Annotated in this window: 26 protein-coding genes; 20 read left to right on the plus strand and 6 right to left on the minus strand. The window is 67.5% G+C overall.

Features of this window, described 5'->3' with window-relative positions; all coding sequences use genetic code 11:
- Positions 1-16: 16 nt before the first annotated feature.
- From ACRARE_RS05190 to ACRARE_RS05215, 6 genes are all read left to right on the plus strand, one after another.
- The gene (locus tag ACRARE_RS05190; RefSeq protein ID WP_432655345.1) at positions 17-715 is read left to right on the plus strand and encodes an alpha/beta fold hydrolase; all 699 of its coding nucleotides are present in this window, start codon (positions 17-19) and stop codon (positions 713-715) included.
- A complete protein-coding gene (locus ACRARE_RS05195) occupies positions 715-1,053 on the plus strand; it encodes an extradiol ring-cleavage dioxygenase (protein ID WP_432655346.1) in 339 nt (112 codons plus the stop codon). Before ACRARE_RS05190 ends, ACRARE_RS05195 begins: the two co-directional genes overlap by 1 nt.
- Positions 1,053-1,892, plus strand: coding sequence for a class III extradiol dioxygenase family protein (locus ACRARE_RS05200; protein WP_432655347.1), 840 nt, complete (start codon positions 1,053-1,055; stop codon positions 1,890-1,892). The genes ACRARE_RS05195 and ACRARE_RS05200 overlap by 1 nt, the downstream gene beginning before the upstream one ends.
- Positions 1,892-2,224: a YciI family protein gene (locus tag ACRARE_RS05205; protein ID WP_432655348.1), complete on the plus strand. Its 333-nt coding sequence runs from the start codon at positions 1,892-1,894 to the stop codon at positions 2,222-2,224. Before ACRARE_RS05200 ends, ACRARE_RS05205 begins: the two co-directional genes overlap by 1 nt.
- 7 nt (positions 2,225-2,231) lie before the next feature.
- The gene (locus ACRARE_RS05210; protein ID WP_432655349.1) at positions 2,232-2,597 is read left to right on the plus strand and encodes a dihydroneopterin aldolase; all 366 of its coding nucleotides are present in this window, start codon (positions 2,232-2,234) and stop codon (positions 2,595-2,597) included.
- 257 nt (positions 2,598-2,854) lie between these two features.
- Complete coding sequence (locus ACRARE_RS05215) at positions 2,855-4,288, plus strand: NAD-dependent succinate-semialdehyde dehydrogenase (RefSeq protein ID WP_432655350.1); 1,434 nt, start codon at positions 2,855-2,857, stop codon at positions 4,286-4,288.
- A 60-nt stretch (positions 4,289-4,348) separates the two neighbouring features.
- On the opposite strand, the gene ACRARE_RS05220 is transcribed toward ACRARE_RS05215, so the two are convergent.
- Complete coding sequence (locus ACRARE_RS05220) at positions 4,349-4,831, minus strand: MarR family winged helix-turn-helix transcriptional regulator (protein WP_432655351.1); 483 nt, start codon at positions 4,829-4,831, stop codon at positions 4,349-4,351.
- A 141-nt stretch (positions 4,832-4,972) separates the two neighbouring features.
- Positions 4,973-6,142, minus strand: coding sequence for a LysR substrate-binding domain-containing protein (locus ACRARE_RS05225; RefSeq protein ID WP_432655352.1), 1,170 nt, complete (start codon positions 6,140-6,142; stop codon positions 4,973-4,975).
- A 226-nt stretch (positions 6,143-6,368) separates the two neighbouring features.
- On the opposite strand from ACRARE_RS05225, the gene ACRARE_RS05230 reads away from it, so the two are divergent.
- The 4 genes from ACRARE_RS05230 (at position 6,369) to ACRARE_RS05245 (ending at position 9,925) form a co-directional block, all read left to right on the plus strand.
- Entirely contained in the window at positions 6,369-7,100 is a 732-nt protein-coding gene (locus ACRARE_RS05230; protein WP_432655353.1) for a PIG-L deacetylase family protein, read from the plus strand.
- A gap of 21 nt (positions 7,101-7,121) precedes the next feature.
- A complete protein-coding gene (locus tag ACRARE_RS05235; protein ID WP_432655354.1) occupies positions 7,122-8,096 on the plus strand; it encodes a VOC family protein in 975 nt (324 codons plus the stop codon).
- A 3-nt stretch (positions 8,097-8,099) separates the two neighbouring features.
- On the plus strand, positions 8,100-8,771 hold the full coding sequence (locus tag ACRARE_RS05240) for a 4-carboxy-4-hydroxy-2-oxoadipate aldolase/oxaloacetate decarboxylase (protein ID WP_432655355.1): 672 nt from the start codon (positions 8,100-8,102) through the stop codon (positions 8,769-8,771).
- A gap of 83 nt (positions 8,772-8,854) precedes the next feature.
- A complete protein-coding gene (locus ACRARE_RS05245; RefSeq protein WP_432655356.1) occupies positions 8,855-9,925 on the plus strand; it encodes a 4-oxalomesaconate tautomerase in 1,071 nt (356 codons plus the stop codon).
- On the opposite strand, the gene rraA is transcribed toward ACRARE_RS05245, so the two are convergent.
- Entirely contained in the window at positions 9,922-10,410 is a 489-nt protein-coding gene (rraA, locus tag ACRARE_RS05250; protein ID WP_432655357.1) for a ribonuclease E activity regulator RraA, read from the minus strand. The two genes, ACRARE_RS05245 and rraA, sit on opposite strands and share 4 nt — an antisense overlap.
- A 31-nt stretch (positions 10,411-10,441) precedes the next feature.
- Here rraA and ACRARE_RS05255 point away from each other — a divergent pair, with 31 nt between their 5' ends.
- On the plus strand, positions 10,442-11,203 hold the full coding sequence (locus ACRARE_RS05255) for a sulfite exporter TauE/SafE family protein (RefSeq protein ID WP_432655358.1): 762 nt from the start codon (positions 10,442-10,444) through the stop codon (positions 11,201-11,203).
- On the opposite strand, the gene ACRARE_RS05260 is transcribed toward ACRARE_RS05255, so the two are convergent.
- Positions 11,200-12,201 carry an Ldh family oxidoreductase gene (locus ACRARE_RS05260; RefSeq protein ID WP_432655359.1) on the minus strand — a complete coding sequence of 334 codons (1,002 nt, stop codon included), beginning with the start codon at positions 12,199-12,201 and terminating at the stop codon, positions 11,200-11,202. The genes ACRARE_RS05255 and ACRARE_RS05260 overlap by 4 nt on opposite strands.
- 382 nt (positions 12,202-12,583) lie before the next feature.
- Complete coding sequence (gene lhgD, locus ACRARE_RS05265) at positions 12,584-13,783, minus strand: L-2-hydroxyglutarate dehydrogenase (protein WP_432655360.1); 1,200 nt, start codon at positions 13,781-13,783, stop codon at positions 12,584-12,586.
- Positions 13,784-13,975: 192 nt separating this feature from the next.
- Between lhgD and ACRARE_RS05270 the strand changes: the two genes are divergently transcribed.
- The 8 genes from ACRARE_RS05270 (at position 13,976) to glnT (ending at position 23,170) form a co-directional block, all read left to right on the plus strand.
- Positions 13,976-15,121, plus strand: a complete 1,146-nt coding sequence (locus tag ACRARE_RS05270) for a CaiB/BaiF CoA transferase family protein (RefSeq protein ID WP_432655656.1) — start codon at positions 13,976-13,978, stop codon at positions 15,119-15,121.
- 502 nt (positions 15,122-15,623) lie between these two features.
- Positions 15,624-16,526, plus strand: a complete 903-nt coding sequence (gene folD / locus ACRARE_RS05275; RefSeq protein WP_432655361.1) for a bifunctional methylenetetrahydrofolate dehydrogenase/methenyltetrahydrofolate cyclohydrolase FolD — start codon at positions 15,624-15,626, stop codon at positions 16,524-16,526.
- A 24-nt stretch (positions 16,527-16,550) separates the two neighbouring features.
- Entirely contained in the window at positions 16,551-17,435 is an 885-nt protein-coding gene (gene purU, locus ACRARE_RS05280) for a formyltetrahydrofolate deformylase (RefSeq protein WP_432655362.1), read from the plus strand.
- A 502-nt stretch (positions 17,436-17,937) separates the two neighbouring features.
- A complete protein-coding gene (locus ACRARE_RS05285; RefSeq protein WP_432655363.1) occupies positions 17,938-18,585 on the plus strand; it encodes a helix-turn-helix domain-containing protein in 648 nt (215 codons plus the stop codon).
- Between the two features lie 170 nt (positions 18,586-18,755).
- A complete protein-coding gene (locus tag ACRARE_RS05290; RefSeq protein ID WP_432655364.1) occupies positions 18,756-19,640 on the plus strand; it encodes a class II glutamine amidotransferase in 885 nt (294 codons plus the stop codon).
- A gap of 3 nt (positions 19,641-19,643) precedes the next feature.
- Positions 19,644-20,327 (plus strand): GltB/FmdC/FwdC-like GXGXG domain-containing protein, encoded by a 684-nt coding sequence (locus tag ACRARE_RS05295; protein ID WP_432655365.1) that lies wholly within the window; start codon positions 19,644-19,646, stop codon positions 20,325-20,327.
- 10 nt (positions 20,328-20,337) lie between these two features.
- Positions 20,338-21,663, plus strand: coding sequence for an FMN-binding glutamate synthase family protein (locus tag ACRARE_RS05300; protein WP_432655366.1), 1,326 nt, complete (start codon positions 20,338-20,340; stop codon positions 21,661-21,663).
- A 190-nt stretch (positions 21,664-21,853) separates the two neighbouring features.
- Entirely contained in the window at positions 21,854-23,170 is a 1,317-nt protein-coding gene (gene glnT / locus ACRARE_RS05305) for a type III glutamate--ammonia ligase (RefSeq protein WP_432655367.1), read from the plus strand.
- Between the two features lie 179 nt (positions 23,171-23,349).
- Here glnT and ACRARE_RS05310 read toward each other — a convergent pair whose 3' ends face one another.
- Positions 23,350-24,186 (minus strand): flagellar motor protein MotB, encoded by an 837-nt coding sequence (locus tag ACRARE_RS05310; RefSeq protein ID WP_432655368.1) that lies wholly within the window; start codon positions 24,184-24,186, stop codon positions 23,350-23,352.
- A gap of 151 nt (positions 24,187-24,337) precedes the next feature.
- Here ACRARE_RS05310 and ACRARE_RS05315 point away from each other — a divergent pair, with 151 nt between their 5' ends.
- A complete protein-coding gene (locus ACRARE_RS05315; RefSeq protein ID WP_432655369.1) occupies positions 24,338-25,318 on the plus strand; it encodes an NAD-dependent epimerase/dehydratase family protein in 981 nt (326 codons plus the stop codon).
- The last annotated feature ends 9 nt before the right edge of the window (positions 25,319-25,327 follow it).

The raw sequence follows: 25,327 nt of genomic DNA on the forward strand, positions 1-25,327 counted from the left end.
AGGAAGGAGGACCGCCATGTCGACATTGCTGCTCATCCCCGGACTGGTTTCCGATGCCCGCGTCTGGCGTGCCGTGGCCGAGGCTGCGCCGCTGCCCGTGGCCGATGCCGATGTCTCGCAAGAGGCCAGCATTCCCGCCATGGCCGCCCGCCTGCTACGCGACCACCCCGGCCCGCTGGTGCTGGCCGGCCATTCCATGGGCGGCCGCGTCGCCATGGAGATGGCTCACCAGGCCCCCGAGCGTATCTGCGGCATGATCCTGGCCAACACCGGCCATGACGGCGTGAAGCCCGGCGAAGAGCCCAAGCGGCTGGCCAAGGTCGCCCTGGCGCATGAGGACATGACGCGCCTGGCCGCCGAATGGCTGCCGCCGATGCTGGCGCCCGACCGCGTGACGGACAGCGCCCTGGTCGCAGACCTGACCGAGATGGTCCTGAAGATGGGCGCCGAGGTGCACGAGCGCCAGATCCGCGCTCTGCTGGACCGGCCCGACGCCAAGACCTACCTTGCAGATATTCCCTGCCCCGTGCTGCTGATCACCGGTGCGCAGGATGGCTGGTCTCCGGCCCAGCAACACCATGAAATCGCAGCCCTTCTGCCCCGGGCAGAGGTGCAGGTGATCGACCAGGCGGGCCATTTCCTGCCCGTTGAACGGCCCGAAGAGACGGTGGCCTGCATCGCCGCCTGGCTGAAAACCCATGAGGAGGAGTTCTGATGTCCGACGCACAGATCCCCGAAACCCCGCTGTTCGACCGTCAGGGCTCGATCAACGGCTATCGGATCAACAAGATGGCCATGTCGCTGGGCGACCCGGCCAACCGCGAGGCCTTCAAGGCGGACGAGGAAGCCTTCCTTGACCGTTACAAGCTGACGCCCGAGCAGAAGGACGCGGTGATGTCCCGCGACTGGAACCGGATGGTGGCCATGGGCGGCAACCTGTTCTTCATCCTGAAGATCGCCGCGGTCGACCCGACCCCGATCACCGCCATTGGCGCGGCCCAGGCGGGCCTCGACCACGCGGACTTCCTGAAACAGCGACTGGGGAAAGAATAATGGCCAAGATCATCGGCGGCGTGGGCACCAGCCACGTACCCTCCATCGGCGCGGCGCTTGACAAGGGCATTGCCGACAGCCCCGACTGGAAACCCTTCTTCGACGGCTACATTCCCGGCAAGGAATGGATGGCCGAGAAGAAACCCGACATCGCGGTGGTCATCTTCAACGACCACGGCAACACCTTCTTCCTGGACCGCGTGCCCACCTTCGCCGTGGGCGTGGCCGACCATTACGACCCCGTGGACGAGGGCTATGGCCGCCGCTCAATCCCGTCCTTCGAGGGCGCCACGGACCTGTCGTGGCATTTCGTCGACAAGCTGGTCGAGAACCACTTCGACCCGCTGGTCTGCCGCGAGATCGAAGTGGACCACGGTCTGCAAGTGCCGATGGAGCTGTTCTTCGGCCGCCCCGAGAACTGGCCGGTGAAGGTGCTGCCGATCTGGGTGAACACCATCCAGTACCCGATCCCCACCCCGCAACGCTGCTGGGAAATGGGCAAGGTCCTGCGAGAGGCGATCGAAAGCTTCCCCGGCGACGAGCGCGTGGTGATCATGGGCACCGGCGGGCTGAGCCACCAGCTGCAAGGCAGCCGCGCGGGCTTCATCAACCGCGAGGCCGATCAGGACTGGCTGAACAACATCGCCAACAACTACGAGAAGTTCCGCGACATGAGCCGCGAGGACTATGTCGAGCAGTTCGGCTCGGAAGGGGCAGAGCTGATCATGTGGCTGGTGATGCGCGCCGCCATGGATGACAAGGTCGAGCTGAAGATGAAGCATTACCACGCCCCCGCCTCGATGACCGGCGCCGGCATGGTCGTGCTGGAGAACCTCTGATGGCCTTCTTCCTGATGCGCTGTCTGCACCACCCGGGCCAGGACGCGGCCCGGGACGAACATCGCCCCGCACACCGCGCCTGGGTCGGCTCGGGCGGCAATGGCCTGGCCTCGGTCCTGATCGGCTCTGCCCTTCAGGACGAGGCCGGTGTGGGGATCGGCAACTTCGGGATCCTGGAGGCCAAGTCGCTGGCCGACGCCCGCGCCTTCGCCGAGGGCGACCCGTTCAACGCCGCGGGCATCGTGGCAAAGATCGACCTGACCCCCCTGCCCGACACCTTTCAGGCGCAGCGGATCACCGACCCGATGTCGCCGCGCCTGGCCGATGGCTGACGGGGCGATGCCGGGGCGCGCGACGGTCCGCACCAAGGTCTTCGTGCGCGATCTGCGCATCGAGGCGCTGATCGGCGTGCTGGGCCATGAACAGGGGCTGCGCCAGCCCCTGATCCTGGACGTCGAGATGGAAGTCACGCCCCCCGACGCCGACGACCTGACCCTGGCGCTGGACTATCGCCTGGTGGGCCAGCTGGCCGAAGAGATCGCCGCCACCCAGGTGGGCCTGGTCGAGATCTTCGCCGAACGCCTGGCCCGGCGCCTGCTGGACTGCGCGCCCGTGCGCTCGGCCCGGGTGCATCTGCGCAAACCGCAGGCGCTGGACAATGGCACGGCAGGAACCGAGGTCACCCTGACCCGCGTCCCGGCCTGAGGCCGGACCCGGCCCGCTTTCCAACGGTTTAGGCGCCCTCTCCGCTCAGTATTCAGCGATTCCATTGCCTGACGGGCGCGCCCTTGCGGCGCGCCCGCCTCGCTATGGGCGCCCTTTCACAAGGTTTTCACCTTTCCCGGGCCGCCTGAAGCCTTGCAAGAGCGCTCAAAATATTTGACAGATATGCCCGAACCCGATTTGGCCGCCCGCGCGGCCCGCAGGCGCCCGCCCCGGGGCGCGCAGGAAAGGACAGGGCCATGAGCTATCCCGACACGCTTCTTCTGATCGACGGCGCCTGGGTGCCGTCGGCCTCTGGCAAGACCCTTGGCGTCGTGAACCCCGCCACCGGCGAGGAAATCGGCCGCTGCGCCCATGCGGGCATCGAGGATCTGGACCGCGCCCTGGCCGCCGTCGACCGCACCTTCCCCGAATGGAAACGCACCGCCGCCTTCGAACGGTCGAAGATCATGCGCCGCGCCGCCGATATCCTGCGCGGCCGCGCCGATGAGGTCGCCGCGATCATGACCGCCGAACAGGGCAAGCCCCTGGCCGAGGCCAAGGTCGAGATCCTGGGCGCCTGCGACACCATCGACTGGTTCGCCGAAGAAGCGCGCCGCGCCTATGGCCAGGTGATCCCGGCGCGCAAGCCCGGCGTCACCCAGCTGACCATCAAGGAGGCCGTCGGCCCCGTCGCCGCCTTCACCCCCTGGAACTTCCCGATCAACCAGGTGGTGCGCAAGGTCTCGGCGGCGCTGGCCACCGGCTGTACGATCATCGTCAAGGCGCCCGAGGAAACCCCGGCCTCGCCCGCCGAGCTGATCCGCGCCTTCGTCGAGGCCGGTGTGCCCGCGGGCGTGCTGAACCTGGTCTACGGCGATCCGGCGGAAATCTCGGGCTATCTGATCCCCCATCCGGTGATCAAGAAGGTGTCCTTCACCGGATCCACCCCGGTGGGCAAGATGCTGATGGGTCTGGCAGGCCAGCACATGAAACGCGCCACGATGGAGCTGGGCGGCCATGCCCCGGTGCTGATCTTCGATGACGCCGATGTCGAGGCCGCCATCGCCGGAATGCTGGGTGCCAAGCAGCGCAACGCGGGCCAGGTCTGCGTCTCGCCCACCCGTTTCCTGGTGCAGGAGGGGGTGGCCGATGCCTTCACCGAGGGCTTCGCCGCGGCCTATGGGGCGCTGAAGGTCGGTGACGGCACCGCCGAGGGGACCGAGATGGGCCCGCTGGCCAACGACCGCCGCATCCCCGCGATCACCGCCATGATCGACGATGCCGTGGCCAAGGGCGCCACGGTGAAAACCGGCGGCAAGCGGATCGGCAATGCGGGCAACTTCTTCGAGCCCACGGTGATCTGCGACGTGCCCACCGATGCGCTGATGATGAACGACGAACCCTTCGGGCCCCTGGCCATCGTCAACCGCTACACCACCGAGGATGAGATCTTTGCCGAGGCCAACCGCCTGCCCTTCGGCCTGGCCTCCTACGCCTGGACGACCTCGTCGCGCCGCGCGCAGCGCCTTCAGGACGAGGTCCGCGCCGGGATGCTGACGATCAACCACCTGGGCCTGTCGATGCCCGAAGTGCCCTTCGGCGGCATCGGCGACAGCGGCATGGGCACCGAGGGCGGCTCAGAAGCGATCGAAAGCTATCTGGAAACCCGTTTCGTCACCCGCCTGGGCTAAGGCCCGGCGGCACGAAACTCTGTCTGGGCGCGCATCCCCCGCGCGCCCGGGCGCGGCCCGTCAGTGGCTTTTCGGCAGCTCAACGTTCAGCATCTTGCGCAGCAGGTATTTCAGCTGCTCTTCCTCGTCGCCGCTCAGATTGGTGGCCACGCGCTTTTCCAGCCGCGCCATGTCCTCATCCGCGCTTTCCAGCAGCAGGAACCCCTTGCGGGTCAGGCTGACGCAGATCGAACGCGCGTCGGTCAGCGAGGCCTCACGCCGCACCAGGCCCTTCCGCTCCATCCGGCGCAAGGTATCGCTGACCGTGTTCACGTCCAGCGCCACGGCTTCGCCAATGGTCTTTTGCGAGGAATTGGGCTGTTGGCCAATGGCCACCAGCAGGGACAATTGCCGCGAGGTGATGTCATATTCCGCGAAAACCCCCGGGAACAGCGATTCACAGCGGAAATGCGCCCGCCGCAAAAGATGTACCAGGATGTCCAGCAGGACGTGTTTGCTTGCGACGCTGGAGACTTCCAGGTCAAATTCCGGTCCGTTGCTCACGTGCCCAATCATACTCATAAATTTTTGTCCCAACCAAGATCCCGGCCCCCATTCAAACCGGGATATGTACACAACGATATTGTTTACTTGTTCAATTACACAGTGTCGTGAGCAAATATTCAACTGTGATATTATCTAAAACTAATACGACTTTTGTCTTATCGAGATTGAGAGTTCTTTCAGCAAAGCCTCTTGCGCGGCGGTCGGTATCCAATCCCGGCGGGTGGTCAGGCCAATCGGCCGCCCGGTGCCGGGCAGCGCCAGCGGCAGCGGCACCATCAGGCCCAGCTCGATCTCGGCGGCGGCCTGAAGGCGCGAGATGAACCCGATATGGCCCGAGGCGCGCAGCAGTTCCCGCATCAGGATCATAGAGCCGGTCTCGACGATGCTGTCAGGCCGGGAGCCGCGAAACAGCGCGTCGAAAATCTGCCGCGAGGGGGTGCCCTGGCGGGCCAGCACCCAGGGCCCCGGCGCCACGTCCCGGGGCGTCAAATCGGGCCGATCGCGCAGCGGATGGTCGGGGCCGACCACGGCGATCAGGTCATCCTCGAACAGGGGTTTCTGCACCACGTCACCGATCGGCAGCGGATCGCGCAGCGCGCCGATCAGAAAGTCGATCTCGCCCCGGCGCAGCCCGGCCAGCAGGTCGTCGTAGGGGCCTTCATCCACCCGGATGGGGATGTCGGGACGGTCGGCGCGAAAGGCCACGATGGCACGCGGCAGCAGGGACGAACGCGCCAGCGGCATGGCCCCGATGACGATCCGGCCCGCCGCGCGGCCCGCCATTTCGGCCAGTTCCATCTCTCCCTGCTCCAGTTCGGCAAAGGCCAGGCGCGCGGCATCGGCCAGTTGCAGCGCGGCACGGGTGGCGCGGATGCCCTGGGCGGACCGGTCGAACAGGGGCCGCCGCGCCTCTGATTCCAGATAGGCGATGGCGCGGTGCACCGTGGGCTGGGCCAGCCCCAGCTGGCGCGCCGCCAGGGTGAAATTGCCGGTCTCGCGCAGCGCGATCAGCGCCTCCAGCTGGGCATAGCTGGCGGTCGTGGCCAACCGGGCCGAGATCGGGGCCGCCGCCGCATCCAACCGCCGCAACGCCCGCGCCACCCGCGCCGCCAAGGCCTCGCCCGCCGCGGTCGGGAACAGGCCCTGGGACAGGTGCCGGAACAGCGGCTGCGCCAGGTCACGCTCCAGCTTGGCGATGGCCTGGGTCGCGGCGGGTTGCGACAGGTTGCACTCTTGCGCCGCGCGCGACACCGAACAGCTGCCGCAGACCGCCAGGAACACCCGAAGGTGCCGCAGGTTCCATTTCATCGCCGCCCCCATTTCGCACGCCGCAGGCCCCGGCCCGACTGCAATGCCCGGCGCAATTCATTCGCAAACATGCGAATACCCCTCTCAGGATCTGAATATAACTATAGCATGAACTTATAACAGGTCACTTTCTTCAAATTTGGGTTTTCCGCCCCGATCGCGGATTGTCCGCGCGAAACACAGCCCGGCCCGCCACCCCGGCGCCGCCCGTCCGAAGGAGGATCCCATGTCCGACAAGCCCACCGTTCTGGTCATCTCCGCCCATGCCGCCGATTTCGTCTGGCGCTGCGGCGGGGCCATCGCGCTTCATGCCGAGAAGGGTTATGACGTGACCATCGCCTGCCTCAGCTTCGGCGAGCGCGGCGAAAGCGCCCGCCTGTGGAAAGAGGGCAAGACCCTGGACGAAGTGAAGGCGATCCGCCGGGGCGAGGCCGAGGCCGCCGCCGAGGCCCTGGGCGCCGCGCATCTGGAATGCTTCGACCTGGGCGACTACCCGCTGCACATGGAGAAGGAAGACAAGTTCGCCCTGGTCGACCTGATCCGCAAGGTGCAGCCCAAGTTCATGCTGAGCCACAGCCAGTACGACCCCTACAACACCGACCATATGTACATGACCCAGATCGCCCTGGAATGCCGGATGATCGCCCAGGCCTGGGGCCACAACCCGGGCGAAAAGGTGCTGGGCGCGCCGCAGCTTTACCTGTTCGAGCCGCATCAGACCGAGCAGATGGGATGGAAGCCCGACACCTTCCTCGACATCACGCCGGTCTGGGACAAGAAGCGCGCGGCGATGGAATGCATGAACGGCCAGGTCCACCTGTGGGACTATTACACCCGCGTCGCCCAGCAACGGGCGAACCACTTCAAGCGCAATTCGGGCGGCATGTCCGGCGGGCGCGACTGCAAGTACGCGGAAGGGTTCCAGTCGATCTTCCCGCGCACCGTCGACGAGCTGTGACGCGGTTTGAGGGAGGAAACCATGTCTGACACACCCACCATGCCGCAACCCGACCTGGCCCATCTGGGCCATGTCGAAGTGCTGACCGACAAGTATGACGAAAGCCTCGACTTCTTCACCCGGGTTTTCGGGCTGAAACTCTCCGCCGAGGATGAGACCAGCGCCTATCTGCGCGCCTGGGAGGATTACGAGTTCTGCTCGTTGAAGCTGACGCGGGCCGATACCACGGGCATTGGCCATATCGGCTATCGCGTCGCCTCGCCCGAGGCGCTGGAGCGGCGGGTGGCGGCCATCGAGGCCAGCGATTACGTGAAGCACGGCTGGGTCGAAGGCGACCAGAGCCACGGGCGCGCCTACCGCTTCGAAGATCCCTTCGGCCATGTTTTCGAGCTGTACTGGGATACGGTGAAATACCAGGCCCCGCCCGAGGATGCCTCGGCGCTGAAGAACCTCGCCTCGCGCTATCATGCCCAGGGCATCAGCCCGCGCCGCATCGACCACGTCAACCTGCTGGGCGAGGACGTGCGCGCCTTCAAGGACTGGGTGGATACCTGCCTCGGCTCGCGCGTGACCGAGTATATCCAGCTGGACAACGGGCGCATGGGGGGCTGCTGGTTCTCGTGCAACAACAAGACCTATGACCTGGTCTGTTCCGAGGAACGCGGCGGCGGCCAGGGCCGTCTGCACCATGTCACCTTCGCCACCGACACCCGCGAGGACATCCTGCGCGCCGCCGATATCTATCTGGAGAACGGCGTGCATATCGAGACCGGGCCGCACAAGCACGCGATCCAGGGGTCGTTCTTCCTCTATGCCTGGGAGCCGGCGGGCAACCGGATCGAGCTGGCCAATGCCGGCGCCCGGCTGATCCTGGATCCCAGCTGGGAGCCCGTGGTCTGGACCGAGGCCGACCGCAAGAAGGGCCAGGCCTGGGGCCTGAAGACCATCGAGACATTCCACACCCACGGCACCCCGCCGGTAGAAAAGAAGGACTGACCCATGGGCGTTGTCGTTCAGAACATCCAACGCGCCGACCCGGCGATCATCGACGAACTGGCCGCCGCGGGCGTGGCCACGGTGCACGAGGCCGCGGGCCGCACCGGCTGTCTGGCCGCCTACATGCGGCCCATCCAGCAGGGGGTGAAGGTGGCAGGCAGCGCCGTGACCATCTCGGCCCCGCCGGGGGACAACTGGATGCTGCATGTGGCGATCGAACAGCTTCAGCCGGGCGATCTGCTGGTGCTGGCGCCGACCTCGCCCTGCGACAACGGCTATTTCGGCGACCTGCTGGCGACCTCGGCCCAGGCCCGGGGCTGTCGCGGCCTGATCATCGACGCGGGCGTGCGCGACACCGCCGACCTGCGCGAGATGAACTTTCCCGTCTGGTCCAAGGCCGTGTCCTGCCAGGGGACGGTAAAGGAAACGCTTGGGTCGGTGAACGTGGATATCGTCTGCGCCGGTCAGGCGATCCGCGCGGGCGATATCGTGGTGGCCGACGACGACGGTGTCTGCGTGGTGCGCCGCGAGGAGGCCGAGACCGTGCTGGCCGCGACGCGCAAGCGTCTGGCGGCGGAAGAGGCCAAGCGGGTGCGCCTGGCGGCGGGCGAGCTGGGCCTCGACATCTACGACATGCGGCCCCGGCTGGAGGCCAAGGGGCTGAAGTACATCTGAGGGGGAGGGGGCGCTGCCCCCTCTTGAGCCTGCGGCTCAATTCACCCCCGGAGTATTGCAGGCCCGGTGATGGGAGAGGCGCGATGCACAATGAGACTGATGGCATTCCCTGCCTGTGGATGCGGGGCGGGACCTCGAAGGGGGCCTATTTCCTGGCCTCGGATCTGCCCGAAGACGTGGCGGCGCGGGATGCGCTGTTGCTTGGGATCATGGGATCGCCCGATCCGCGGCAGATCGACGGGATCGGGGGGGCGGATCCGCTGACCTCGAAAGTGGCCGTGCTGGGCCCGCCGACGCAGGCGGATGCGGATGTGGATTACCTCTTTCTTCAGGTCTTCGTCGATCAGGCCATCGTCACCGACGCCCAGGGCTGCGGGAATATCCTGGCGGGCGTAGGGCCTGCGGCCATCGAACGCGGGCTGGTGCCCGTGGCAGGCGATGTGACCCCGGTACGGATCCATATGCGCAACACCGGCGAGGTGGCCGTGGCGAAGGTGCAGACGCCGGGTGGGCGGGTGACCTACGCGGGGGAGGCCAGCATCGACGGGGTGCCCGGCCGTCATGCCCCGGTGCCGCTGATGTTCACCGGCACGGCCGGGTCGATGACCGGGGGCGGCGTCATGCTGCCCACCGGGCGGGGCGTGGACGTGATCGAGGGTGTGGCCTGCACCCTGATCGACAACGGAATGCCCTGCGTGATCCTGGCGGCCAGCGATCTGGGGCTGACCGGTGCCGAGACCCGCGACGAGCTGGAGGCGAACAGCGCGTTGAAAGAGCGGCTGGAGGCGATCCGCCGGAGTGCCGGGCCGCTGATGAACCTGGGCGATGTCACCGAGAAATCGGTGCCGAAGATGACCCTGGTCTCGGCCCCCAGCGATGGTGGCGCGATCAGCACCCGCAGCTTCATCCCGCATCGTTGCCATGCCTCGATCGGGGTTTTCGCCGCCGTCACCGTGGCCTCGGCCTGCCTGGTCGAGGGCAGCCCCGCCGCCGCCCTGGCCCACCTGCCCGCCGACGGCCGGTTCCGGATCGAGCACCCCTCGGGCGCCGCCGAGGTGCTGATCGAAACCGACGCGGAGGGCGCCATCACCGGCGCGGGCACCCTGCGCACGGCACGCAAGCTGTTTGACGGGCGGGTCTTTTCCCAGGCCTAGCCGAAGGGGTGTGCGATCTCGGGCGGGAAGATCACCGTGCCGTCCGCGTCATGGAAGAGATAGCCGTAGGGGTCGACCCGGGCGCCGCCCAGGTGCAGGCGCACATCCACCTGCCCGTCGCCGCGTGCCATGCCGTGGCGCGGGATATGGCCCAGGGCCAGCACCCCGATGTCGATCTGGCGGAGCTCGGTCACGTCCTTCACCGCGCCCCAGATCACCAGCCCGGCCCAGCCGTTCTCGGCAAAGCGCCGGGTCAGGCGCCCGCCCAGCAGGGCCGCGTGCAGCGACGCCCCGCCATCCACCACCAGGACGCGCCCGTCGCCCTCGCTGCGCGACATTTCCCGCAGTTTGGTGTTGTCTTCGTAGCATTTGAGGGTTTCGATCGGACCCTGAAAACAGGTCCTGGCCCCGTAAGAGGTCAGCCCATAGGGCAGGATCTCTATCGCATTGCCGTAATCTTCATGCAGGTCGCACGTCGTCTTCATCTGCACCAATTCCAAAGGGAGAGCTGGCCGCATGGAACGCCTCTACGCGCTGATGTTCAATGGATTGCCGGTGGAATCCGGGCTTCTCATGGCGGGTATGAGCTTTGCGTCTAGCTTCATCACCGCCGCCATGGGGATTGGTGGCGGGGTGCTGCTCTTGGCGGTGATGGCCAGCCTGGTGCCGCCGCTGGCGCTGATCCCGGTGCATGGGGTGATCCAGCTGGGGTCGAACTTCTTTCGCGCCGTGCTACTGCGGGCCCATGTCGAGTGGCGCGTGGTGGCCGCCTTTGCCGCGGGCGCCGCCCTGGGGGTGGTGCTGGGCGGATCGGTGGCGGTGCGGCTGGATCCGGCGCTGGTGCAGATCGGCATCGGCGCCTTCGTGCTGTGGTCGGTGCTGCGCCAGCCGCCCGCCTGGCTGGCCCGGGCGGGGGCACTCAGCGGGCTGGTGTCCTCGGTGCTGACCATGTTCTTTGGCGCCACCGGGCCCTTCGTGGCCAACTACGTCAAGTCGCTGGCCCTGCCGCGCCAGGCCCATGTGGGCACCCATGCGGTGCTGATGACGATCCAGCACAGCCTGAAAAGCCTGACCTTCGGCTTTCTCGGCTTTGCCTTCGGGCCCTGGGCCGGGTTCATCGCCCTGATGATCGCCATGGGGTTCCTGGGGACGATGGCGGGCAAGCGGGTGCTGCTGCGCCTCGATGACCGGCAGTTCCGCCGGGCGTTGACCCTGGCGCTGGTGCTGATCTCGGCCCGGCTGATCTGGCTGGGCACCCGCGCCCTGCTGGCCGGTTAACGGCCCAGGGCCTCGATCTCCTCCAACAGCGGACGATCCACGGCGATCCCGCTTTGCGACAGCTGGGCGCGCAGCTGCTGGCGGCGACGGCCGGGCAGGCGGGCGCCCTCCATCCCCTCGATCTCGCCCGCCAGGTCGGCGAAACGCGCCGTGGCCCCGGGGCCGAAGACCGTGGCGTCGATGGCCAGGATCACCTGCCCCACGCCCATGGGGGCACCCTCGGTGGCAAAGAAGGAATTGGCCTCGTGCCCGTAAAGGGCGCCGGTCAGCCCGGCAGCCAGCATCTCGACCATGATCGCCAGCGCGGTGCCCTTGGCCTGGCCCATGGGCAGCATGGTGCCCGCCATGGCGGCCTGGGCATCGGTGGTGGGGTCGCCCGCCGCATCCAGGGCCCAGCCTTCGGGAATGTCCTCACCCCTCTGGGTGGCGGCCATGATCTTGCCCTTGGCCACCTTCGACAGCGACACGTCGACGACCACCGGGTCGCCCCCCGCGACAGGGGCGGCAAAGGCGATGGGATCGGTGCCGAAGAGCGCCTTGCGCCCGCCCCAGGGGGCCATGGCAGCGGGGGCATTGGCCATGAAGATGGCCAGAAAGCCCTGCCGGGCCAGCCGCTCGACCGGCAGGCCCGCGACACCGCAGTGGTGTGAATTGTGCAACCCGGCCAGGGCGATCCCATTGTCGCGTGCCATCTCGGGCAGTTGCTCCAGCGCCATGTCGAGGGCCGGGTAGGCGAAACCGTCATGGGCATCGACCAGCAGGGCGCCGGGCCGCATCCGTTGGCTGGTCGGCTGGACGCGGCCCTTCACCTTGCCCGACAGCACATGGCGGGCATAGATCGGCAGACGGCGCAGCCCGTGGCCGTATTGCCCGGTCAGCTCGGCCCCCACCAGGGCCTCGGCCACCGGGGTGGCATTGGCGGGATCGGTGCCACAGCGGACAAGGGTATCGACGACGAGGGCATGGGCCTCGGCGGGGGTCATGGTGCGGCTGGTCATGGGAGAGGTCCGATCTGGCAACGTGGCGCCAATGGACCGCCTGGACACCGGACAGTCAAGCCGATGTCCCGCGCCATTTTATCGCCCTGCCGGGCGATGCCTCCCTAGCGGGGATATTTTTGGCAATGAGAAGAGCAAGGGGGTGGCGCCTCAAAGCCCCGAGCGCCCCCGGCTGGAATGTAGGCCAACAGGACGCGGCGCGCAGATGTTGGCGGACTTTGCAGCCGGGGCGCCGCCGCTGCTTTGCCGTGCCCCGCCCCTCTCTTCTCATTGCCGGAAATATCCCGGGGGCTGAGCGGCGTCTCGGAAATCGTCCGGGGGACGATTTCAGCCGCGAAGGAGCCCGCGAGGGCTCAAGGGGGGCAGAGCCCCCTTCCTTCCTCTAAGCCTCGCGGGACCCAAGCAGCTTCTCCGCGATCAGGTCGCCGATCGGCAGGGCCGAGGTCGCCGCCGGGCTTGGGGCGTTGCAGACATGCAGCATCCGGTCGGTGTCGAGAAAGACGAAATCCTGGCTCATCCTGCCGTCCTTCAGGATCGCCTGGGCGCGGATGCCGCAGGGTTCCGGCGTCAGATCCGACAGCTCCAGCGCCGGGCAGTAGCGGCGGCAGGTCTCCAGATAGCGGCGGCGGAACAGGGAATTGCCGATCTCGGTCAGGCCCGGGCCGACATATTGCAGGATGGACTTCCAGAAGCCCGGGAAACTCAGCATCTGGGCGGCGTCGCGAAGGTTCACCGATCCTTTCGGATAGCCCTCGCGCGCGAAGCCCAGCATGGCGTTCGGGCCGATGGTGACATAGCCGTCGATCATCGGGGTCAGATGGGTGCCCAGGAAGGGCAGGCCCGGTTCCGGCACCGGGTAGATCATCGCATGGACCACATCGTTGCGGCGCGGCGCCAGGCGGTAGTATTCGCCGCGGAAGGGCACGATTTGCAGCCCCGGGTCGATCCCCGCCATTCGCGCCACCCGGTCCGATTGCAGCCCGGCGCAGGCCACCAGGCGGCGCGCCGCGATCCTGTCGCACCCGGTGTCGATGCTCACCCGGTCGCCGGTCTCGGTGATGGCGCGCGGCGCAGTCTGGAACCGGATCTCGGCGCCCTGGGCGGTGATCTCGGCCAGGATCGCCTGCATGACCCTGGTGTAATCGACAATCGCCGCCTCGGGGACATGGATCGCCCCCAGGCCGGTGACATTGGGTTCGCGCGCCGCGATCTCGGGCCCGTCGATCCGCTCGGCCCGGATGCCGTTCTCGCCCGCCCGGGTGAAAAGCGCGTCCAGGCGCGGCAGTTCTTCGGGGCGGGTGGCAACGATCAGCTTGCCGCGCTCTTCGTAGGGAATCCCATGTGCCTGACAGAAGGCCTTGGTGCGCGCCGCCCCCTCGCGGCACAGCCGCGCCTTGAAGGATCCCGGCGCATAATAGATTCCGGAATGGATCACGCCTGAGTTGCGCCCGGTCTGGTGGCGGCCCAGATCGGCCTCTTTTTCCAGCAGCAACAGCGAGGCGCCGGGGGTCCGCGCCAACAGCGCACGGGCGGTGGCCAGCCCGACGATGCCGCCGCCGATAATGCAATAGTCGTAGATCATGGTTCGGCCTGTCCCTGTGCGTGGCGGGGGCCGTCCCTCCTCCGGACGGTGCCGGGCGAGGATGCCAGCTGCTCCGGCAAAGCGCCAGAGGGGCCGCCTATGCGCCCGGCGCATCAGGCCATGACCAGAACTCGTTTCATCTCTGGGGCTTCGCCCGCTAGGTAGGGGGCAGGCATGACGAGAGGGAATGACATGGCAGAGGCGCCGCTGAAGGGATTGAAAGTTGTCGAACTGGCGCGGATCCTCGCCGGGCCCTGGATCGGCCAGACCCTGGCCGATCTCGGCGCCGAGGTGATCAAGGTCGAGGCGCCCGAGGGCGACGACACCCGACGCTGGGGCCCGCCCTTCATCACCCGCCCCGACGGCAAGGGCGGCGAGGAAACCGTGGCCGCCTATTTCCACGCCGCCAACCGGGGCAAGACCTCGATCACCTGCGATTTCGGCGACGCGGCGCAGCTGGAAAAGCTGAAGGCGCTGATCGCCCAGGCCGATGTGGTGCTGGAGAACTTCAAGGTCGGCGGGCTGGCCAAGTTCGGGCTGGATTACGACAGCCTGAAGGAGGCCAACCCGGGGCTGGTCTATGCCTCTGTCACCGGCTTTGGCCAGGACGGGCCGCGCGCCAAGCAGCCGGGCTATGACTTCCTGATCCAGGGGATGTGCGGCATCATGGACCTGACCGGCGATCCGACGGGGGAGCCGCAGAAGATCGGCGTGGCCTGGATCGACATCTTCACCGGGCTTTACGGGGTGATCGGCGTGCAGGCGGCCCTGGCCGAGCGGGCGCGATCCGGCAAGGGCCAGCATGTGGACCTCAGCCTGCTGGACGCGGGCGTGGGAGTGCTGGCCAATCAGGCGATGAACTTCCTTCTGGGCGGCCAGGTGCCGCACCGGCTGGGCAATGCCCACCCCTCGATCGTGCCCTATCAGGTCTTTCCCGCCGCCGACGGCCATTTCATCGTCGCCTGTGGCAACGACCGGCAGTTCCGCGCGCTGTGCGGGATCCTCGGCCTCGATCTGGCGGATGATCCCGACTTTGCCACCAATGCCGCCCGGGTCGGCAACCGCGACCGGCTGGCGGCGCTGATTTCCGACAAGACCGGCGCCCGGCCCAAGGCCGAGCTGATCGCGGCGATGGAGGCGGGCGGCGTGCCCGGCGGGCCGATCAACACCGTCGAAGAGGCCCTGGCCGATCCCCAGATCGTCGCGCGCGGAATGCAGATCGCCCCCGAGGGCCTGTCCGGGCTGCGCTCGCCGGTGCGGTTCTCGCGCTCTGACCTGGCGGTCGACAAGGCCGCCCCGGCCCTGGGCGACGGCGCGTGGCGATTCTCTGACCGCTAACGGTGTATACAATTCTTCGCGATCACGCCGCCCGGCCCGCCGCCTGACCGGGTGCCGCCCCAGGCCGAAAGAAGCCTATGGTGGAGAAAATTCCCTATAAGCGCCTGAAACCTCACCCCTCCCCGGGCGGGGCGCAACAAAAGGCGTGACCTCTGCCCTCGATGCCATGTATACACCGCATCAGAGGAGATGACCGCTGCGCCCCGGCGCGGCGGGATGGAGGACCAAATGTCGATCCAGCGACGGCAAACCGCGACGCCTGGCGTTCGCGGCGCGGTGTCTTGCGACCTGACGCCCCGCAGCGCCCCCGGCGCGGCGCCGTCCGCTTTCGGAACGGCGCGGGTCGGAAAGGAAACCGCAGGCCGCATTTCGCCGCCTTTTTGCACGGAAGTGTCGCGACCGGCCCTGCGCGCGGCTGTTTTCCCGGCAGAAGTTCCGGTACGGCGAGGACCGACCCAAACCGCCCGCCCGACGCGCCGCGGAACCCAAGGAGCCCGAACGGATGTCTGCGAAACTGATTGATGGCAAGGCCTTCGCCGCCGATGTGCGCGCCCGCGTGGCCGAACAAGTCGCCACGCTGAAGGCCGATCACGGTATCACCCCCGGCCTGGCCGTGGTTCTGGTGGGCGAGGATCCCGCCTCCCAGGTCTATGTCCGCAACAAGGGCAAGCAGACCGTCGAGGCCGGGATGAACTCTTACGAGCACAAGCTGGACGAGACCACGCCCGAGGCCGATCTGCTGGCCCTGGTCGAGAAACTGAACGCCGATCCGGCGGTGCATGGGATCCTGGTGCAGCTGCCGCTGCCCGATCACATCGACGAGGCCAAGGTGCTGGCCACCATCGACCCGGCCAAGGATGTGGACGGCTTCCACATTTCCAACGTGGGCCTGCTGGCCACGGGCCAGAAGGCGCTGGTGCCCTGCACCCCGCTGGGCTGCCTGATGATGCTGCGCGACCACCACGGCAGCCTGTCGGGGCTGAACGCCGTGGTCGTGGGCCGTTCGAACATCGTGGGCAAGCCGATGGCGCAGCTGCTGCTGCGCGACAGCTGCACGGTGACCATCGCCCATAGCCGCACCAAGGATCTGGCCGATGTCTGCCGCCGCGCCGACATCCTGGTCGCCGCCGTGGGCCGCCCCGAGATGATCCCCGGCGACTGGGTGAAACCCGGCGCCACGGTGATTGACGTGGGCATCAACCGCATTCCCGCCCCGGAAAAGGGCGAGGGCAAGACCCGCCTGGTGGGCGACGTCGCCTTCGACAGCGCGGCCCAGGTGGCCGGTGCCATTACCCCCGTGCCCGGCGGCGTCGGCCCGATGACCATCGCCTGCCTTCTGGCCAATACCCTGACCGCCTGCTGCCGTGCAGCGGGCCTGCCCGAACCCGAGGGCCTGACCGCCTGACCTTCTGACCCCAAGGACCATACCATGAGCGAATATACCCTCACCGTGACCTGCACGACGCAGCGCGGCATCGTCGCCAAGATCTCGGGCTACCTGGCCGAGAAGGGCTGCAACATCACCGACCTGGCGCAGTTCGACGACACGCTGACCGGCAAGTTCTTCAGCCGCGTCACCTTCGTCAGCGAAGAGGGCGTGGGCATCGAAGAGCTGCGCGAGGGCTTCGGCGCCATCGGCGAGGCCTTCGACATGGTGTGGAAATTCCACGATCCGGCCGAGCGCATGAAGGTCATCATCATGGTCTCGCGTTTCGGGCACTGCCTGAACGACCTGCTGTACCGGGTGCGCATCGGCGCCCTGCCGATCGACATCGTGGCGGTGATCTCCAACCACATGGATTACCAGAAGGTGGTGGTGAACCAGGACATCCCCTTCCACTGCATCAAGGTGACGAAAGAGAACAAGCCCCAGGCCGAGGCCGCCATCATGGACGTGGTGCGCGAAACCGGGGCCGAGCTGATCGTCCTGGCGCGCTACATGCAGATCCTGTCGGACGAAATGTGCCAGAAGATGTCGGGGCGGATCATCAACATCCACCACTCGTTCCTGCCCAGCTTCAAGGGCGCCAACCCCTACAAGCAGGCCTATGAGCGTGGGGTAAAGCTGATCGGGGCAACCTCTCACTACGTCACCGCCGACCTGGACGAAGGTCCGATCATCGAACAGGACATCGTGCGCATCACCCATGCACAGTCGCCCTCGGATTACGTGTCTCTGGGCCGTGACGTGGAAAGCCAGGTTCTGGCCCGCGCCATCCACGCCCATATCCACCACCGGGTGTTCCTGAACGGCAACAAGACGGTGGTCTTCCCGGCGTCGCCGGGCAGCTACGCGTCTGAGCGCATGGGCTGATCGCCTGCGGCGATCAGGCGGGCGCCTTTGGCTCCGAAAGCAGAGGGCGGGGAAATTCCCCGCCCTTTTTCTATCGAAACGTGCCACCCGCGCACAAAAGCAACCCTGGCCCGGGCCGCGCCCGCCTGCGCTTCGCGCGTTCGGCGCTCAAACCGTCCCCCGGACGGTTTGCCATGCTTCGCATGGACCGCGCCTTACCCCTCCCCCCGGAAAGTCTTCGGGAGGAATCTTTGAAGCTTGCTCGGACGGTGCCATGGGGGCGCCTTGGCGAAGAGGGACGCGCCCGACCCTGGGTGGGCGCCTCGGTTCCCCGCCACTAAGGGCGCACCTCAAAGCCCCCTCGTCAGCGCGGCTTTCCATGACATCGCCAATGCGCCCTCCCGGGGGGGAGGGTCGGGCGCGGCCCGGGCTTTCAGCCCGTGCCAAGGGCGCCGCATCGCAGCCCACCTTTTCACCGGCCCCGCGTCATGCTCTTTTACCCTTCACCAACGGAGAGACCCACGTGACCGACACCCCCGAGACCCCGGCGCAGCTGCGGCAGAACCCGCACGCCCTGCGCGAGCGCAGCGAGAAGACGCTGGAGGCCGCCATCGGCCGCCAGGTGCGCGAGCTGCGCAAGCGGCAGCGGATGACCGGCGGCGATCTGGCCCAGGCGGCGGGCCTGTCGGTGGGGATGCTGTCGAAGATCGAGAACGGGGTGATCTCGCCCTCGCTGGCCACGATCCAGACCCTGGCCCATGCCCTGCGCGTGCCCCTGGTGCAGCTGTTCACCGGCTATGAAGAGGCGCGCGGCTGCGTCCATACCAAGGCGGGCGAAGGCGCCGAGGTCGACCGTGAGGGCACCCGCGCGGGCCATCAGTACAACCTGCTGGGCCATATCGGCTCGAACAAGTCCGGGGTGGTGGTCGAACCCTACCTGATCACGCTCAGCAGCGAGAGCGACCGTTTCCCCGTCTTCCAGCACGAGGGGATCGAGATGCTCTACATGCTCGACGGGCTGCTGGACTATCGCCACGGCGACCGCCTCTACCGGCTGGAGCCCGGCGATACGCTGCTTTTCGACTCGGATGCGCCCCATGGGCCGGAAGGGATGCTGCAATTCCCCATCCGCTATCTGTCGATCATCACCTATCCGCAGCAGCGCGAGTAGATCTGCCCGATTTTCAGGCAGCCGCAGGGCCCAGCCCCCGGGCGCCCCGCGACCTGCCGCCGCATTTTCCCCTCAGGCGATTTATTTTCTTTACAGGAAACCATCTCTCTTCCTAGGAAAGTCATGACGGGGCCCCGCCTGCGACGGGCCCCCAGTGATGGAGAAAGAAGATGTGTGGCATCGTTGGCCTCTTCCTGAAGAAGGATGAGCTGCGCCCGCGCCTGGGCGACATGCTGACCGATATGCTGATCACCATGACCGACCGCGGCCCCGACAGCGCCGGGATCGCGATCTATGGGGATGCAGTGGACGGTCTGAAATTCACCGTGCAATCCGATGACCCCGCCGCCTTCGCGGGCCTCGACGGAGCGCTGGACGACGCCCTGGGCGTGCCGGTGCAAATGACGCTGAAAGACACCCATGCGGTGCTGCTGGTGCCCGCAGAGAAAGAGGCCGAGGCCATCGCGGTGATCGAGGCCCGGGGCCTGCGCATCATGGGCATCGGCGAAAGCATGGAGATCTTCAAGGAGGTCGGCCTGCCCAAGGATGTGGCGGCCCGCTTCGGTCTGCGCGAGATGGGCGGCAGCCATGGCATCGGCCACACCCGCATGGCGACCGAGTCGGCCGTGACGACGCTCGGCGCGCACCCCTTCTCGACCGCCGAGGATCAGTGCCTGGTCCACAACGGATCCCTGTCGAACCATAACGACATGCGCCGCCGTCTGGCCAAGAAGGGCGTCTTCACCAAGACCGAGAACGATACCGAGGTGGGCGCGGCCTATATCTCCTCGCGCATTGCCGAGGGCGCGACCCTGGGCGAGGCCCTGGAAGGCACCCTGAAAGACCTCGACGGATTCTTCACCTTCGTCACCGGCACCAAGAACGGTTTCGGCGTGGTGCGTGATCCCATCGCCTGCAAGCCGGCCGTCATGGCCGAAACCGACGATTACGTCGCCTTCGCCAGCGAATACCGCGCCTTCGCCGACCTGCCGGGCATCGACACCGCCCGCGTCTGGGAACCCGAACCCGCCACCGTCTATTTCTGGGAGCGCTGAGCCATGCCCACCCTCGATATGTCGCAAGTCGAGCTGCGCGAGGTCAACCAGACCCTGCAAGGCGCCGCCAAGGCCCAGGCCAACGAACCCTACGAGATCACCAATCCGCGCGGCAGCCATGCGGTGGCCTGTGGCCTTGATGGCCCGCTGGAGGTCACGGTGAAAGGCTCGACCGGGTACTACTGCGCGGGCATGAACAAGGAAGCCACCGTGCATGTGGAAGGCTCGGCCGGGCCGGGCGTGGCCGAGAACATGATGTCGGGCACCGTCATCATCGAGGGCGACGCCAGCCAATACGCGGGCGCCACCGGCCATGGCGGGCTTCTGGTGATCAAGGGCAATGCCTCTTCGCGCTGCGGGATTTCCATGAAGGGGATCGACATCGTGGTGCATGGCAACATCGGCCATATGTCCGCCTTCATGGCGCAGAAGGGCAACCTGGTGGTGCTGGGCGACGCGGGCGAGGCCCTGGGCGACAGCCTGTACGAGGCGCGCCTTTTCGTGCGCGGCGCGGTCAAATCCCTGGGCGCCGACTGCATCGAGAAAGAGATGCGCCCCGAGCACCTGGAGATCCTGGCCGACCTGCTGGCCAAGGCCGGTGCCGACGCCAAGCCGGAAGAGTTCAAGCGCTATGGCTCGGCCCGCAAGCTCTACAATTTCAACATCGACCACGCCGACGAGTATTGAGGAGCGCGACATGGACAAGACCCCACAGACCGAACCGCGCCAATCCTGGACCTTCTCGAAAGAGACCAATTCCGAGATCCGCCGCGCAGCAGCCACCGGCATCTACGACATCCGCGGCGGTGGCGCGAAGCGGCGGGTGCCGCATTTCGACGACCTGCTGTTCCTCGGTGCCTCAATTTCCCGCTATCCGCTGGAAGGCTACCGCGAGAAATGCGGCACCGACGTTGTGTTGGGCACGCGCTTTGCCAAGAAACCCATCGAGCTGAAGATCCCGGTGACCATCGCCGGCATGTCCTTCGGTTCGCTCTCCGGCCCGGCGAAAGAGGCCCTGGGCCGGGGCGCCAGCATGGCGGGCACATCGACCACCACCGGCGACGGCGGCATGACCGAGGAAGAGCGCGGCCATAGCGAAAAGCTCGTCTATCAGTATCTGCCCTCGCGCTACGGGATGAACCCCGACGACCTGCGCCGTGCCGATGCCATCGAGGTGGTGGTGGGCCAGGGCGCCAAGCCCGGCGGCGGCGGCATGTTGCTGGGTCAGAAGATCACCGAACGGGTCGCGGGGATGCGCGACCTGCCCGTGGGGATCGACCAGCGGTCCGCCTGTCGCCACCCCGACTGGACCGGGCCGGATGACCTGGAGATCAAGATCCTGGAGCTGCGCGAGATCACCAACTGGGAAAAGCCGATCTACATCAAGGTCGGTGGCGCGCGCCCCTATTACGACACCGCCCTGGCGGTGAAGGCAGGCGCCGACGTGATCGTGCTGGACGGGATGCAGGGCGGCACGGCGGCCACGCAGGATGTCTTCATCGAACACGTGGGCCAGCCGACGCTGGCCTGTATCCGCCCCGCCGTGCAGGCGTTGCAGGATCTCGGGCTTCACCGCGAGGTACAGCTGGTGGTTTCGGGCGGCATCCGCACCGGGGCCGATGTGGCCAAGGCGCTGGCGCTTGGCGCCGACGCGGTCTCGATCGGCACGGCGGCGCTGATTGCGCTTGGCGACAACGATCCCAAGTGGGAGGCCGAGTATCAGAAGCTGGGCACCACCGCCGGGGCCTATGACGACTGGCACGAGGGCCGCGACCCGGCGGGGATCACCACCCAGGATCCCGAGCTGATGGCCCGGCTGGACCCCGAGGCCGCCGGGCGGCGGCTGCGCAACTACCTGAACGTCATGACGCTGGAGGCCCAGACCTTGGCCCGCGCCTGCGGCAAGAGCCATCTGCACAATCTTGAGCCGGAAGACCTCTGCGCCCTGACGATGGAGGCCGCGGCCATGGCGCAGGTGCCCCTGGCCGGGACAAACTGGTGGCCGGGCAAGCCCGGGTTCTGAACGGGCGGCGGGGAGAGATCCCCGCCGTTCGCCCTCGGGCCAGGCCGGGACGGTGGATTTCATCCACCCTACGCCGGACGCACCCGTAGGGTGGATGAAATCCACCTTCCGCCAGCGGCAGACGACCAAGACGAATGGATCGACAGACGGGGCGCCAGACCCCCGCGACACGACAGGGAAAGGACACGCTATGACCGACCTCACCGCCTTCGCGAAAGAGAAGGGCGTCAAGTATTTCATGATCTCTTACACCGACCTGTTCGGCGGGCAGCGGGCCAAACTGGTCCCCGCCGCCGCCATTGCCGACATGGTCGAGGATGGCGCGGGCTTCGCTGGTTTCGCCACCTGGCTGGACATGACCCCGGCCCACCCCGACATGCTGGCGGTGCCCGATCCCACCACGGTGATCCAGCTGCCCTGGAAGCCCGAGGTCGCCTGGGTCGCCGCCAACTGCGTGATGGAAGGCCAGGACGTGGCCCAGGCGCCGCGCAACGTGCTGCGGGGCCTGGTGGCCGAGGCCGCCAAGGAGGGTCTGCGCGTCAAGACCGGCATCGAGGCCGAGTTCTTTCTGCTGACCCCCGAGGGCGATGTGATCTCCGACCCCTTCGATACCGCCGAGAAGCCCTGTTACGACCAGCAGGCCGTGATGCGCCGCTATGACGTGATCAGCGAGATCTGCGATTACATGCTGGATCTGGGCTGGGGCCCCTACCAGAACGACCACGAAGACGCCAATGGCCAGTTCGAGATGAACTGGGAATTTGACGACGCCCTGGTCACCGCCGACCGCCACAGCTTCTTCAAGTTCATGGTGAAATCCGTGGCCGAAAAGCACGGCTTCCGCGCCACCTTCATGCCGAAACCCATCGAAGGGCTGACCGGCAATGGCTGCCACGCCCATATCTCGGTCTGGGATCTGGAGGGCAAGGTCAATGCCTTCGCCGGGGATGCGGGCGGCCAGATCGGCGAAGTGGGGCTGTCCGAACGCGGCGGCCACTTCCTCGGCGGCATCATGAAACACGCCGAGGCGCTGGCGGCGCTGACCAATCCCACGGTGAACAGCTACAAGCGGATCAATGCGCCGCGCACCATGTCGGGCGCCACCTGGGCGCCCAATACCGTCACCTGGACCGGCAACAACCGCACCCACATGGTGCGCGTCCCCGGCCCCGGCCGGTTCGAACTGCGCCTGCCCGATGGCGCCGCCAACCCCTATCTGCTGCAATCGGTAATCATTGCCGCAGGCCTGTCGGGCATCCGCTCCAAGGCGGATCCGGGGCCACGCTATGACATCGACATGTACGCCGAGGGCCACACGATCACCGGGGCGCCGAAGCTGCCGCTGAACCTGCTGGATGCCATCCGCGCCTTCGAGGCGGACGAGGAATTGCAGGCCATGCTGGGCGAAGGGTTCTCGAAATCCTATGCCAAGATGAAGCACCAGGAATGGAACAGCTTTGTGTCCCACTTCTCCCGCTGGGAGAAGGACAACACGCTGGATATCTAAGGGACCGGATATCCAAGGAACCTCTCCCCGTTGGCCATCGGTCGCAAGATCCGGCCAGCGCCTGGCCCGGGTGATCGCCCGGGCCTTTTTTCGTGGCGCGCCCTTGGCCCGGCGGGCGGTCGCGCCCCGATGCGGTGGCCCGCCGGGCCGCCCTCCGGGCCGCCGCCAGGCGCAGGGCCTCACTTGCCGTCGCGCAGCAGGATGATTTCCAGCCGGTCGTTGCGCGCCGCCATCGGGTTACGGTCGGCCAGCTCGCGGTCCGCATGGCCGGTCACCCGGGCCACGCGGCGGCCCGACAGGCCCTGTTGCAACATCAGCTTGCGCATCTCCTGGGCGCGCAGGGTCGACAGCTCCCACACCGGGTTCTCGCTCAGGACCACGGGGCGGGCGTGGACATGGCCCTCGATCGCCATTTCGTTGGTCACCAGCGAGGTCACCCGCACCAGCATCGCCGCCATCTCTTCCAGCAGGGCCGTGGGTTCCGCCGTCTCGTCTTCGAACAGCGGCACATCCTCGGTCTCGAACAGCTCGATCACCAGCCCCTCGTCGGTGACGCGGGTCACGATATGGCGCAGCATTTCGGGGTGCACATCGCTTTCCCCGGTCTGGCCGCGCAGGATCTTCTCGATCTCGTCCAGCTGGCGCTGCTGCTCGGCCTCGGCCTCTTCCTGCGCCTCGCGCCCCGAGGCCTTGTCCTCGGGGGTGGGGTTCAGAGAGGTGGCCCCGGTGCCGACCTGCGGCAGGGCCATCTCGGAAAAGGTGCTTTCGCCGCCAAAGGCGCCATCACCCCCGCCAGAGACCCGGTTCAGCGGGATCGTCGGACTGAAGTAATCCGCGATCCCCTTGCGTTGCTTTTCCGTCGTCGCGTTCAACAGCCACATCAACAGGAAGAAGGCCATCATGGCCGTGACGAAATCGGCATAGGCCACTTTCCAGGCGCCGCCGTGGTGTCCATCACCGCCGCCCTTCTTCACCTTCTTGATGATGATCGGCTGGGCATTGCTTGGCCCACTCATCCTACCACCTCTGTACTCACCCATCCCCAGGCTACCCCCTGCCCCTTACCGGCGCCCTAACACCTCCAATTGTCGCCATTCGCCCGGGCGCCGCCGCCGCCTCGCGCGCGCGGGAACGGATCCTTAACCCCGCCCTGCCCATGCTGCGCCCATGACATGGAAAGCGATGGAGACGGTCGATGTGCTGGTCCTGGGAAGCACGGGCCGGGTCGGGCGTCTGCTGCGCGGTGCCCTGGCCGGGTCCGAGGCATTGAGCGCCGGGCTGCTGCCGCCGGACGCAGGGCCGCGCGCGCCGCGCCTGCTGTGGCAATGCCGCCGCGGGGCGGACGGACCGGACAGCCTGAAATGGCACCCCGGGCGCCCCCTGCCAGAGGGGTTGCGGGCGCGGGCGGTGCTGGCGCTTTGGGGGGTCACCTCGGGGCCGCAGGTGGCGCTGGCGCAGAATGCCGCGCTGGCCCGCGCGGCGCTGCATCTGGCGCGGCGGGTCGGGGCAGAGCGGGTCATCCACCTCTCCAGCGGCGCGGTGCAGGCCGGGCTGACCGGCGCCCCGGCGCGCGAAGACGCCCCCCTGGCCCCCCTTGGCCCCTATGGAGCCGCCAAGGTCGAGATGGAACAGGCGATACGCGACTGGCACGCCCGTCAGGGCACTTGCGCCCCCGGCCCCGAGGAGGGGCCCGCCAGAGCGGATACCGCCCCCCCGTCCGAGCCGCGCAGCCTGATCCTGCGCCTGGGCAATGTGGCGGGGGCCGACAGCCTGGCCCGCGCCCTGGCCCAGCCCGGGCCAGTCACCCTCGACCGTTTCGGCGAGGACCCGGGCGGGGCCGAGGGCGAGGGCCCCCGCCGGTCCTACCTGGGGATCGAGGATCTGGCCCGCTGCCTCGCCGCCCTCCTGCGCCTGCCCGCCGCCGCCCTGCCGCCGGTGCTGAACCTCGCCGGGCCCACCCCGGTGGCCATGGCCGAGATCGCCCGCGCCGCCGGGCGCGAGGTGCTCTGGCGCCCGGCCCCGACCCGGGCTCTGCCGCTTCTGTCACTGGACACCACCCGGCTGGACCGCCTGACCGGCCCGCTGCCCGACAGCGCCGATGCCGCCGCCCTGCTGGCCCAGTGGCACCGCGCCGAGGGGGGCCGATGACCGCCTCCG

This window comes from Pseudooceanicola aquaeponti (assembly GCF_050897975.1).
Taxonomy (GTDB): Bacteria; Pseudomonadota; Alphaproteobacteria; order Rhodobacterales; family Rhodobacteraceae; genus Pseudooceanicola.